General features: G+C 68.2%; 10 protein-coding genes. 6 read left to right on the top strand and 4 right to left on the bottom strand.

Translation table 11 applies throughout. The annotated features are described in order from the left end of the window. Window positions 1-3: 3 nt before the first annotated feature. Window positions 4-1,332 (bottom strand): MFS transporter, encoded by a 1,329-nt coding sequence (locus AL3_RS03290; protein WP_246168397.1) that lies wholly within the window; start codon window positions 1,330-1,332, stop codon window positions 4-6. Between the two features lie 129 nt (window positions 1,333-1,461). Then, window positions 1,462-2,049, bottom strand: coding sequence for a TetR/AcrR family transcriptional regulator (locus tag AL3_RS03285; RefSeq protein WP_066296557.1), 588 nt, complete (start codon window positions 2,047-2,049; stop codon window positions 1,462-1,464). A 113-nt stretch (window positions 2,050-2,162) separates the two neighbouring features. Between AL3_RS03285 and AL3_RS03280 the strand changes: the two genes are divergently transcribed. Continuing rightward, window positions 2,163-2,585 carry an organic hydroperoxide resistance protein gene (locus AL3_RS03280; RefSeq protein WP_066296554.1) on the top strand — a complete coding sequence of 141 codons (423 nt, stop codon included), beginning with the start codon at window positions 2,163-2,165 and terminating at the stop codon, window positions 2,583-2,585. 91 nt (window positions 2,586-2,676) lie between these two features. Here AL3_RS03280 and acs read toward each other — a convergent pair whose 3' ends face one another. Then, window positions 2,677-4,665: an acetate--CoA ligase gene (gene acs, locus AL3_RS03275; RefSeq protein WP_066296551.1), complete on the bottom strand. Its 1,989-nt coding sequence runs from the start codon at window positions 4,663-4,665 to the stop codon at window positions 2,677-2,679. 321 nt (window positions 4,666-4,986) lie between these two features. Here acs and AL3_RS03270 point away from each other — a divergent pair, with 321 nt between their 5' ends. The 3 genes from AL3_RS03270 (at window position 4,987) to AL3_RS03260 (ending at window position 7,865) form a co-directional block, all read left to right on the top strand. Beyond that, window positions 4,987-6,315, top strand: a complete 1,329-nt coding sequence (locus AL3_RS03270; protein WP_066296548.1) for an MFS transporter — start codon at window positions 4,987-4,989, stop codon at window positions 6,313-6,315. A 78-nt stretch (window positions 6,316-6,393) separates the two neighbouring features. Then, a complete protein-coding gene (nth, locus tag AL3_RS03265) occupies window positions 6,394-7,185 on the top strand; it encodes an endonuclease III (RefSeq protein ID WP_066296545.1) in 792 nt (263 codons plus the stop codon). After that, window positions 7,182-7,865 (top strand): NUDIX hydrolase, encoded by a 684-nt coding sequence (locus AL3_RS03260; RefSeq protein ID WP_066296542.1) that lies wholly within the window; start codon window positions 7,182-7,184, stop codon window positions 7,863-7,865. The genes nth and AL3_RS03260 overlap by 4 nt, the downstream gene beginning before the upstream one ends. Here the strand turns inward: AL3_RS03260 and AL3_RS03255 are convergent, their stop codons facing one another. Continuing rightward, window positions 7,866-9,596, bottom strand: a complete 1,731-nt coding sequence (locus AL3_RS03255) for a bifunctional 3'-5' exonuclease/DNA polymerase (protein ID WP_066296537.1) — start codon at window positions 9,594-9,596, stop codon at window positions 7,866-7,868. A gap of 246 nt (window positions 9,597-9,842) precedes the next feature. On the opposite strand from AL3_RS03255, the gene ssd reads away from it, so the two are divergent. Next, on the top strand, window positions 9,843-10,979 hold the full coding sequence (gene ssd / locus AL3_RS18855; RefSeq protein ID WP_083521389.1) for a septum site-determining protein Ssd: 1,137 nt from the start codon (window positions 9,843-9,845) through the stop codon (window positions 10,977-10,979). After that, on the top strand, window positions 10,976-12,205 hold the full coding sequence (locus AL3_RS03245; RefSeq protein ID WP_370664962.1) for a TadA family conjugal transfer-associated ATPase: 1,230 nt from the start codon (window positions 10,976-10,978) through the stop codon (window positions 12,203-12,205). The genes ssd and AL3_RS03245 overlap by 4 nt, the downstream gene beginning before the upstream one ends. Window positions 12,206-12,259: the final 54 nt, after the last annotated feature.

Genomic DNA, 12,259 nt, shown 5'->3' with positions numbered 1-12,259 from the left:
CAACTATGCCGCAACCGGGGTTCCGGCATCGGCCAGCGCCCGGGCCCGGGTCATCCGGCCCGCTGCCAGTGCGCCGCCGATGGTGATCAGGGACATCAGCGCCAGCACCGCGCCGGGATGCCACCAGGCCGCCCCGGTGGCATTGGAGAAGAGCTGCGTGACCGCCGGGGTGAACCCGGCCGCGATTCCCGCGAAGCTGTACGCCAGGGACATGGCGGTGAAACCCGTGCGTGCCGGGAACAGATCCGCCATCAGCCCGCCCAGTGCTGCCCAGGCCGCCGTCGGGAAGATGCCGCCGATCAGGATGGTGAGGATGTACACCGGCTGGTTGGCGATGCTGATCAGGTAGTACAGCGGGAAGGAAATCAGCAGGGTGCAGGCTGCGCCTGCGGCCACCACCTTCGCCGAACCGATTTTGGTGGCCAGGTAGCCGAAGGCCGGAATAGTGGCCAGCTGCAGGATCGAGCCTACGAGCGCTGCGTTCAGGACGGTGGACTCGGACAGCCCCAGTTCGGACACACCGTAGGCCTGGGTGTAGGTGGTCATCAGGAAGTAGGATCCGATGCCCAGCAGTGCGGCGGCCATGGCGATGACGACGGCGGCGCGCTGGGTGCGGAGCACCTCGAGGACTGGGACCCGGGCCACCTGATGGTGCTCGGCGACGTCCTTGAAGACCGGAGTTTCATCGATGGCCAGCCGGAGGTAGAGCGCCACAGCCATAAACGGGAAGGCCAGCAGGAACGGGATGCGCCAGACGCCGGCTTCCATGGCTTCGGGGGAGACCTGGGTGAGGACCAGGAAGGTTGCGGTGACCATGATCGTGCCGACCGGGGAACCGATCTGGGGGATCGCGGCGAAGAGGGCGCGTTTCCTGGGCTCGGCGTGTTCGCTGGCGATCAGGACGGCGCCGCCCCATTCACCGCCCACGGCCAGGCCCTGGAGCAGGCGCAGGGTCACCAGCAGGACCGGTGCCCAGACGCCGATGGTGCTGTAGTCCGGCAGCAGGCCGATCACTCCGGTGGCCACGCCCATCAGGACGATGGTGTAGATCAGCGACTTCTTCCGTCCGATCCGGTCACCGATGTGTCCGAAGAGCACGGCCCCCAGCGGCCGGGCGATGAACCCCATGCCGAGGGACAGGAAGGCCAGGAGTGTTCCGGTCAGCGGGTCCACGGCCGGGAAGAACACCCGGTTCAGGATCAGCGCGGCGGCGGTGCCGAAGACGTAGAAGTCATAGGATTCCAACGCGGTTCCGACAAAGGAGGCACCGGCAACCCTGCGGGCCATCCGTGCACGCTGGGCGGGGTTCACTGCTGTGGAGGTAGTAGACACAACTGCTGATTGTGCTAGCTGCGGAGGGGTTTCGCCACTTGATGAGCCCAACGTCACGATTCTTCGCGCCGGCTTGATTTCGTCCCCGTTCCACACTCCGGCCTGCGGGGATGCCTTGGGAGCGGGCGTCTAGGCGGTGACGGGCTCCGGCATGTGCAGCCGCAGGACGGCCCGGCCGGCCTGCAGCATGGCAGCACCCACACCGCCCGGTTCCGAGACGTATCCGTGCACCATGGCGCCGTCGCGCAGCATAACCAGCTGGCTGGCGGCGGCTTCCGGATCCGCAGCGCCCAGGCGGGCCACCAGCCCTGCCACCAGGGTGTGGAACCAGGTGCGGTGCCGGTCGACGGCGGCACGCACGGGATGGCCCGGGTCCGGGTATTCAGCCGCAGCGTTGATAAAGGGACAGCCGCGGAAACCCGGACGGCAGGCCTCCTCGCCCATGGCGGCTGCGAGGCCGGTGAGGGCCTCGCAGGGGTCGTCCGGAAGCCGGCCGGCGGCCTCACGGATCCGCCTGGACTGCTCGTCCAGGTACGCGGCCACCAGATCGTCCTTCGTGGGGAAGTGCCGGTAGAAGGTCACCTTGGTGGTGCCCGCCGCCGCGATGATCTTGTCCGCGCTCACCGCGCGGATGCCCTCGCGGTAGAAGAGCGTGCCGGCGGTGTCCAGGAGGCGCTCCCGGACGGGCCGGCCCTTGGCGGGAAGGTCGGGTGCCATGGATGGGGCCTCCTGTGATCATTGGCTTTAAGTAGACGTACTAGTTAGTCTACTTGGTGAACGGCGGGTAGTCCCGCCCTCGCTGCAACCACTTCCTACCCCAAGGAGTTTCCATGAGTGCCCTTTACACAGCAGTTGCCACAGCCACCGGCGAAGGCCGGGACGGCGCGGCCCGCAGCAGCGACGGGCTGCTCGACGTGGAGCTGGCCGTGCCGAAGGAAATGGGCGGGGCCGGGGGCGCCACCAACCCGGAGCAGCTCTTCGCCGTTGGTTATGCTGCCTGCTTCCACTCCGCACTGAAGCTGGTCGCCCGCCGGGCCAAGGTGACGATCAGCGACAGCGCCGTCACCTCGGAGGTGAGCATCAATCCCACCGCGGAGGGCGGCTTCCAGCTCGCCGTTGCCCTGCATGCAGAGATGTCCGGTGTGGACCAGGCCATGGCGGACAAGCTCGTTGAAGAAGCCCACCAGGTGTGCCCGTACTCCAATGCGACCCGCGGCAACATTGAGGTGGAGGTGGACGCCGTCGTCGGCTGACCACGTCTTTCCACGCAATAAACGAGAGGTGCCCCTTCCCGGTTGGGAGGGGCACCTCTCATTTAGCGCACGGCCGGTTGGCCGGCGCCGGCTACTTCCGCAGTGACTCCGCGATCTGGGACATCACGGTGTTGTCCGCCAGCGTGCTCGAATCGCCGGGCTCGCGGCCCTCGGCCACGTCCTTGAGCAGGCGCCGCATGATCTTGCCGGAGCGGGTCTTCGGCAGTTCGGGGACCACCAGGATGTGCCGCGGCTTGGCGATCGGGCCGATCTCCTTGCCCACGTGGTTGCGCAGGGTGGCGACGATATCGTCGTCGTCCTTGGCACTGCCGCGCAGGATGACGAACGCGACCACGGCCTCACCGGTGGTTTCGTCGGTGGCTCCGACCACGGCAGCTTCCGCCACCGACGGATGGCTGACCAGGGCGGATTCGATCTCGGTGGTGGAGAGCCGGTGGCCGGACACATTCATCACGTCATCCACCCGGCCGAGCAGCCAGATATCGCCGTCCTCGTCCTTCTTGGCGCCGTCACCGGCGAAGTACATGTTGTCGAAACGGGACCAGTAGGTCTCCTTGAACCGCTCCGGGTCTCCCCAGATGCCGCGCAGCATGGCAGGCCACGGCTCACGGATCACCAGGAAACCGCCGGAGCCGTCCGGAACCGATTCGCCCATCTCATCCACCACGTCCACGGTGATCCCCGGGACCGGCACCTGCGCGGAGCCGGGCTTGGTGGCAGTGATGCCGGGCAGCGGGGTGATCATGTGGGCGCCCGTTTCGGTCTGCCACCAGGTGTCGACGATCGGAGCCGGGGTTTCCTTCTTCCCGCCGTTGCCGCCGATCACCGTGCGGTACCACATCCAGGCTTCCGGGTTGATGGGCTCGCCCACGCTGCCGAGCACGCGGATGGAATCCAGGTTGAACTTGCCCGGGATATCCCGTCCCCACTTCATGCACGTGCGGATCGCAGTCGGAGCCGTGTAGAGGATGCTGACCTTGTACTTCTCCACGAGTTCCCACCAGCGGCCCTGATGCGGGCTGTCCGGGGTGCCTTCGTACATGAGCTGGGTGGCACCGTTGATCAGCGGGGCGTACGTGACGTAGCTGTGGCCGGTGACCCAGCCGATGTCCGCGGTGCACCAGTAGACATCGGTCTCGGGCTTGAGGTCGAAGGTTGCCCGGTGGGTGAACGCGGTCTGCGTCAGGTAGCCGCCGGTGGTGTGCAGGATGCCCTTGGGTTTTCCGGTGGTGCCCGAGGTGTACAGGATGAACAGCGGGTGCTCGGAATCGTGCGGCACAGCGGTGTGCTCGGCGCTCGCGGAGGAGACGACGTCGTCCCACCACACATCGCGGCCCTCGGTCCATTCCACCGGCTGGCCGTTGCGCTTGACGACGACGACGTGGCCAACCGTGTGGCCGTCCTTCCGCAGCGACTCATCCACCGCAGGCTTGAGCTGGCTCGGCTTGCCGCGCCGGTAGGAGCCGTCAGCTGTGACAACCAGCTTGGCTTCGGCGTCGTCGATCCGGCTGCGCAGTGCATCGGCGGAGAAGCCGCCGAAGACCACCGAGTGGACGGCGCCAATCCGGGCACAGGCAAGCATGGTGATGACCGCTTCGGGGATCATCGGCAGGTACACGGCTACCCGGTCGCCCTTGCTCACGCCGAGGGATTCGAAGGCATTGGCGGCCTTCTTGACCTCTTCGGTGAGTTCCGCATAGGTGTAGGTGCGGGTGTCGCCGGGTTCACCTTCAAAGTAGATGGCGACGCGGTCGCCGCGGCCTTCCTCGACATGGCGGTCCAGGGCGTTGTAGGCAGCGTTGAGCTTGCCGCCCACAAACCACTTCGCGAACGGTGCTCCGGTCCAGTCCAGGGTCTGGGTGAAATCCTCGTCCCAGGTCAGCAGCTGCCGCGCCTGCTTGGCCCAGAACTCCGGACCTTCGGCAGCAGCCTCCTCGTACAGTTCAGGCTGTGCCACTGCGGCTGCGGAAAATTCTGCGCTCGGCGGAAAACTGCGGTGCTCATGGTACAGGTTCTCCAGTGCGTCACCATGCTGTTTGACCGGAAGCTGATCAGACATCGCGGACCCTTTCGGTTGGCTCGAACCCGGCCTGAAGCCGGGCTGGCGCCCGGCCGGCGGGGGTTATTCGGATGTTCTCCTAACCCTAACGCGACTGGAACAATGTTGTGGCACCGCTCACACCGGCCGCCGTGAAGCGCGGTAATTATGCGGTAAACGGTAGGGTCCGCAGGCTGCCGGAGACGTGATCCGGGTAGTCTGTCCTGCCGCCGTTGACTAGGCTGTCACTGAAAGCAATCCGCTTGTGGCCCTGCGCATGCGGTGTCCTGCACGGTCGGCGCACCCGCCTTCCGGTTGGCTGCTGTCGGAACGGAGACCAGAATGAACCATCCCCATGTCGAGAACGAGGCCAGCACAAACGTGAACGCGCCAGCGCCGCGGCAGGCCTCGGCGGAGGGAACCCGGCAGCAGGCTGTCGCCGGTCCGTTCGGGCTGCGTGACATCGTGGTGGGTTCCGCCGTCCTGGTGATGCTGGTGGGAAGCGTACTGCCCTTCACCATTGGCAGCGGACTGAACCTGTGGACCGCGTTCAGCCTCTTCTACGTTGGCATCGGCATCATCATGCCCCTGCTTGCCGCGGGCCTGTTTATCGCCCGGCGCCTGGCTCCGGACATGAAGCTGCGGGTCGGCTCACTGTCGGTGGACCAGTTCGCCTCCGTGATAGCCGTGCTGGCCGTTATCTTCTTCTTCCTGCAGCTGGTCTACGTCTTCAGCATTGGCTCACTGATCGGGCTGATCGGTTCCGTAGTGCTGGTGGCGGCAACAACCTTCGCTCCGCACATTCCTCCCTTCTCGGAAGACTTCCAGGGCCGCACGGAAATCCCGGCCCACCCGGTGGCCCGGGACGCCGCTCCGCTGCACCGCGCGCCCAAGCCTGTTCCGTCTCCCAAGCCGGAGGGCCCCGCCGCGGGAGCGCCCGCCGCCCCGGCTGCCGCCGGCACGTTTGGCCGCAACCCGGCCGGAGCTGCCCACACAGGTGCTGCCCAGACGGGTGCCGGCCCGGCAGGAACAGGCCAGGCAGGTTCCGGCCAGGCCGGTGCCGCGCCCGACGCGCGAGACCAGAGTCGTCCCGCCTTCAACGCCGGGCACGGAGAAAACCGTGCTGACACCGGGCGGCCCGCCCAGACCGGTGCTGACCAGCAGCAGACCGCGGGAACCGGAGCCGCAGGCCTGGCCGGTGCCGCCGCTGCTGCGGGCGCTGCCTCAGCGGCTGGCACCCCTGCCGGCGCCGGCGCCGGTGCTCAGGCCGCCGCAGCATCGCCGTCGGACGCGGCCCAGCACAGGCCCGCCGCCGAATCCCAGGCACCGGCCGGGGAGTCCCTGCCGGCCACCACGGTGAACCCTGCCGTCGCCTCCGGCGCGGCGTCCTCCAGCCAGCCGGCCACGCAGGCCCAGGAGTCGATCTCCGCCACCCGCGAAGAGAATGAAAACGTGGTGGAGGCCTTCTGGTTTGCCGTCGGCACCCCGCGCCAGATTGTTGATGAGCGCACCGGCCTGCCGCTGTTTATGTTCTACCCGGGCGACTGGGAGCTGGGTCTGGAAGACCGCGGCCACGAATTCCTGGTCCAGGACAAGCGCACCGGGCGCATCGGCGTGCTGCGGGATCTCACCAACATCGAGCGCGTCAGCGACGACAACTCCGGGCACTAAACCCTTGCCGATGCCCCGGTCCGCCCTCCGCTGAGAGGGCGCACCGGGGCATCGCTGACTGTGAAGGACACGAATCCCATGGCAACCGGCAACGATGCCTCCCTGCTGGCCCTGAAGCGCCGGGCCCGGAAGATCAACCGGCTGCTGGGGGAGCTCTACCCCTATGCGGTCGCCGAACTGGACTTCACGAACGCGTTCGAACTCCTCATCGCCACCGTGCTCTCGGCGCAGACCACCGACGTCAGGGTCAACGCCGTCACCCCGGTCCTCTTCGCCCGGTATCCCAACCCGCAGGCCCTGGCGGAAGCCGACGAGTCAGAACTGCAGGAACTGATCCGGCCCACGGGATTCTTCCGCGCCAAGTCCGCGGCCATCAAAAAGCTGGCAACCCAGATTGTTGATGATTACGACGGCGAGGTGCCGGACAGGCTCGAGGACCTGGTCAAGCTGGCCGGCGTGGGGCGCAAAACGGCGAACGTGGTGCTGGGCAACGCGTTCGGAGTTCCCGGCATCACCGTGGACACCCACTTCCTCCGGCTTTCCAGGCGGTTTGGCTGGACCACGTCCAAGGACCCGGTGAAGGTTGAGGAGGACGTTGCGCAGCTCTTTGAGCCCAAAGACTGGACGCCGCTGTCCAACCGGGTGGTTTTCCATGGCCGCCGGGTATGCCACGCCAAAAAACCGGCCTGCGGAGTCTGCGCCGTCGCCCAGCTGTGCCCGTCCTTCGGCGAAGGCGAAACCGATCCGGAGAAGGCACGCAAACTGCTCAAGTATGAGCTGGCTCCGGGGCGCGAGGAACTTCTGGCACGGATGCTGGCCTCGGAGACCCGGGCCGAGCTGCGTGCTGCCGGCTACGGCCTCGAAGCATGAGCGCCCAGGCCCAGCTGGAAGCCTTCGGCGCGCAGGTCACGGCGGGACGCGGCAGCCTCAGCGAGGACCTGCGTTTCCTAACCCGCGCCGTCGATCCTGCCCAGGCCCGGCCGGCTGCGGTCCTCATTCTGTTCGGCGTGCTGGACGAGGATCCCGCAGGGTTCCACGCTGACGCCGTGCCCGATGACCTCGACGTGCTGTTCGTGGAGCGGGCCGCTACGCTCAATGCGCATCCCGGTCAGGTCGCCTTCCCCGGCGGCGGTGTGGACGAAGCCGACGCCGATCCGGTTGCCGCTGCGCTGAGGGAAGCCAACGAGGAGACCGGCCTGGACCCTGCGGGCGTGCGGGTGCTGGGCACGCTGCCGCAGGTGGGCCTGCCGGTGAGCAATTTCCTGGTCACACCGGTCCTGGGCTGGTGGGACCGCCCCACCCCGGTGGACGTGGTGGACGAAGCCGAATCGGCCTCCGTTTTCCGGGTTCCGGTGGCGGACCTGCTGAACCCGGCAAACCGGCGCACCACGGTGGTGGCCCGCGGCGGGCAGGAGCACCGCGGGCCGGCGTTCCTGGTGAACGGCGTGGTGGTCTGGGGGTTTACCGCCCTGATCCTCGACAACCTGTTCAACCAGCTGGGCTGGACCCTGCCCTGGGACAGCTCGCAGGAAATGGTGCCCGACTTCTAGCTACTTCGCCTCGGCGTAGGAATCGACCACGGTGGCGACCACCGGGAATTCCAGCGGTATCTTGCCGAAGAGCAGCTCCGTGGCCTCCGCCGCAGCAGCTTCCACCATCACGGCCGCCTCTTCTGCGCGCTCCCCGGGAACGTGCAGCATCACTTCGTCGTGCAGGAAAAACACCAGCTGCCCCGCAGGCGACGTGCGCGACGCTGCCCGCAGCCGGCGTCGTATCCCCGCCAGCCAGCAGGTGGCCCATTCCGCCGCGGTTCCCTGAACCACAAAGTTCCGGGTGAACCGCCCCCGGGACCGGGCCAGGTTGTCGGCCCGGCGCTGCTCCTCCGCGGACGCGGATTGCTGGGAACGGAACCAGGCTTCGGACTCCGGCGGTGTGCTGCGCCCGAGGTGGGTGGAGACGGTCTTCCCCGCCTCGCCCGTGCGTGCTGCGCGTTCAACGACATCGATCGCCCGCGGATACGTCCTGGTCAGGACCGGCATCAACCGGCCGGCCTCTCCGCTGGTGGCACCGTACATCGCGCCGAGCATCGCGATCTTCGCGAGCGAACGGTCCCCGTTGAAACCCTGGTCAGCGATGCCCTGGTACAGGTCCTTGCCGCGGGCCGCGGCGGCCAGCGTGCTGTCCTGGCCCAGGGCGGCCAGCACCCGCGGCTCCAGCTGGGCTGCGTCGGCGACCAGGAGCTTGTACCCGGGATCCGCGCGGACCGCATCGCGGACGTTCTTGGGGATCTGCAGCGCGCCACCGCCTCGGGAGGACCATCGGCCGGACACCACGCCGCCCACCACATATTCGGTACGGAACCGTCCGCCGTCCACCCACTCATCCAGCCAGGACCACCCGTTGGCTGAGAGCAGCCGGGAGAGTTTTTTGTAGCGCAGCAGCGGTTCGATCGCGGGGTGGTGGTGCTCCTGCAGTTCCCAGGTCCGGGTGGTGCGGACCTCGATGCCTGCCCGGTGCAGGGCACGGAGCAGTTCCTGCGGTGAATCGGGATTGAAAGTGGGATTGCCGAGTTTTTTGCGCAGTTCAGCTGCCAGGGCATCCAGCTTTGCCGGGCGCTGGCCTTCCGGAGGGCGGGGTCCCAGCTCCGCCTGGAGCATGGCCTCATGCAGATCGCGGCGCCAGGGAATGCCGGCGTGCTCCATCTCGGCGGCGACCAGCCCGCCGGCCGACTCAGCGGCGAGCAGCAGGCTCAGGCGGCGGCGTTCCGGGGAACCGGCGACGGCGGCCAGCTGGTCCCGCAGCTCGGCCCCGAGATCCTCCACCGGGACGGCGCGCTTTGGGCGTGGGCCTGCATCGAATCCGTCGATGCCTTCGAACAGTGATCCCTGGTCCGGGGACGGCTGCAGCGGCAGGAGCTGCCGCGGAGCGGGATCGGCTTCCGGTGCGCTGGCCTCGGCCCGGAGCCGCTCAATATAGGGGGTGGCCGCAGCGAACTCCGAGTTGCGCAGGATTTCCCGCACCAGGCTGAGATCATGGCTGCGCTCAACGCTGATACCCGCCTGCAGCAGGGAGCCATAGGTTTCCCGGGTGCGGTGCCAGACCCAGCGGACCGGCTGCGCCTCCGCGGCGGCCACCGCCTGCGCCAGGCCGGAGCCCGGGACGACGGCGGCGGGTGCTGAAGGTGTGCCGCTGGCGTCCGCCGGCTGCATGACCCAGGAACCCGGGGCTGCTGCCGGCGCTGCCGGGGCCGCCGGGGCCGCCGGGGCGAGGAGGATGTACACCTCCTTATTCTCGCCCGTCCGGCGGGCGGCCTTGGACACGGCCGGGCCCGTGGCCGAAGACTGCGGACAGGAGTGGTCCGCATTAGGCGGTGGGCGGGCCCGGGTGGGGGAGAATCCGGGGCGGGGGAACGCGGGGCGCGGCACTGTTCCTCCACAAGGGCGCCTCGAACGGCTGAACGCGCGTCCGGCTGCACAGATCCTGCTCTCGCAGCTGGCGGATTGTCCCGGACCGGGCAGATTCAACCCATGACTGACACCATGCTTTGGCTCCCGGAACGGCAGCGGCGAGGCACTTCTCCCGGACAGGTGCCCCGGGGGCGGGACGAACCGGGGACAGCCGCCGTCGTACTGGTCAAGCCGGGTGAACAGCGGCTGCAGGATGAGGCCGCCCGGATAGCCGTCGCGGCGGGCGTGGAGCTGATTCTGGCGGAGGACCTTGCCGGTGCCCTGCGGCATTCGTGCGGGACCGTGCTTATCGCCGCGGATGGACTGGTCCGCGACGGGCATTCGCTGGCGCCGCTGCGGGGCATCGAAACCATCTGTATCGGATTCGAGTCCGACCGTCCCTGGATCCACGCGGCACGCTGCGCCGTGGACCGGGTCGTCGTCCTTCCGGATGGCGGAACCTGGCTGGCAGAGTACCTGGCCCGCAGGAACGGGCCCACCGGCTCTGTTATCGGTGTGGCGGGCACCTTCGGCGGATCGGGCGGATCGACTTTGGCCTGCCTGCTTGCACAGGAAGCGGCAGCCCGGGGGAGCAGTGTCCTGCTGGCGGACGCGGATCCATCCGGTGCCGGCTTGGAACACCGGCTGGGCGCGGGTGCGTCCACGGGTCTGCGCTGGAAGGATCTTGCCGAAGTCAGGGGCACGGTGAACCCCGCACAGCTGGTTTCCGCCCTGCCGGCAGCGGGCGGATTCTCCCTGCTGACACACCCGGCGGGGGAGCCTCCGCCGTCAGATCTTGACCGCGAGGTGCTCCCCTCTGTGCTGCAGGCCGCGCGGGCTGGATTTGATCTGACGTTCCTTGACCTCGGGTCCTGTCCAGCTGCCCGGTCGCCGGCGCTGGCCCAGTGCGATGTGGTGCTCGCTGTCCTGGCTGGCCGTGCGCAGCTGCTGCTGGCCGCCCGGTCCTGGTGGGCCTCGCTCCGTGCCGATCCCCCGGAAACGTTCGCCGTTGTCCGGGGTCCGCTGGGGGAGGGACTGGACGAAGTCCGCGTCTCGGAGGTTGTTGGCCTGCGGCTGGCCGGTTACGTGCCGTGGGTGCGTGCGCTCAGCCCGGCTTCTGACAACGGAAGGCTCCTGGAGCTGCGGCGGCGCAGGCTGCGTTCCGCATTGGTCCGGATCCTCCGGGAAATCGATCCCGTGCTGCCGGGGATGCCGTGAAAGAGCCCGGCAGCCGCAGACAGGCCCGGCACGGCACGGCCGGAACCTACAGTGCGGCCGGAACCTACAGCCCTGATCCCGAAGGACGGGACCTGATTGAGGAGATCCGGGCGGGAGTCCTGTCAGGTGGAGTTCCGGTCACCGGAGCCACGCTCGCGGATGCCGTTTTCTCCAGCGGCCGCCTGCTCGGCTCTGAAGGCGGCAGGCTGGCCGTGGACCGGGTTCGTGCCGACCTGCAGGGACTCGGCCCGTTGCAGCCCCTTCTGCAGCCCGGGGTAACCGACATCCTGGTCAACGGGCCCAACCAGGTATGGACCGACAGCGGGCAGGGCCTCGAACGGAGCAATGTCCGGTTCAGCACTGATTCGGAGGTGCAGGCTTTGGCGACCAGGCTGATCGCTGCCGGAGGGCGGCGGCTGGATGATTCCTGTCCCTGCGCAGATGTACAGCTGAACGGGTACCGCGTGCATGCGGTCCTTCCACCGGTTTCCACCGGGGCGACGCTGCTGTCCATCCGTCTGCGGTCCCCGCGCAGCTTTCGGCTCGAAGAGCTCGAAGCCGGCGGCATGCTGACGGAAGGCCTCGCAGAAGTGCTTCGGAAAATGGTCACCGGACGGCTGAACTTCCTCATCAGCGGAGCCACCGGCACGGGCAAGACGACTCTCCTTTCCGCCCTTCTCTCCTTGTGCGGTCCGGCCGAACGCCTGGTCCTGATTGAAGACGCCGCTGAACTGGATCCCGTGCACCCCCACGTTGTCGGCCTGCAGACCCGGCACAGCAACATCGAGCGGGCCGGATCTGTGGATCTGGCAGACCTGGTGCGCCAGGCCATGCGCATGCGGCCGGACCGGCTGGTGGTGGGGGAATGCCGGGGTGCGGAAGTGCGCGAACTGCTTGCTGCGATGAACACCGGGCATGACGGGGCAGGCGGAACCATCCACGCGAATTCCGCGTCCACCGTTCCCGCGCGGTTGGCAGCCCTGGGAGCCCTGGCGGGAATGAGCGGCCGGGCCTTGGCTCTGCAGGCGGCGGGAGCGCTTGACGCCGTCGTGCACCTGGAACGTTCCCCGGCCGGGCGCAGGGTGGCGGAGATAGCCGTCCTGTCCTCGAACGGCGGGGAACTGTCCGCAGTGACGGCGCTGACCCGCGGGCCGCGGGGAATGAGCCGGCACCCTGGCTGGGAACAGCTGCAGGAGCGGCTCGGAGCCGGGGGAGGAAGCATATGACGCACGGCAGGCCGGTCCGGCTTGCCCCGGGCTGCCGGCAGGACCCGGCGTGAT

It is taken from the genome of Arthrobacter luteolus NBRC 107841 (assembly GCF_001552075.1).
GTDB classification, from domain to species: Bacteria; Actinomycetota; Actinomycetes; order Actinomycetales; family Micrococcaceae; genus Arthrobacter_B; species Arthrobacter_B luteolus.
Note: the sequence above shows the minus strand (reverse complement) of the source record. Positions and strands in the feature narration are given on the sequence as shown.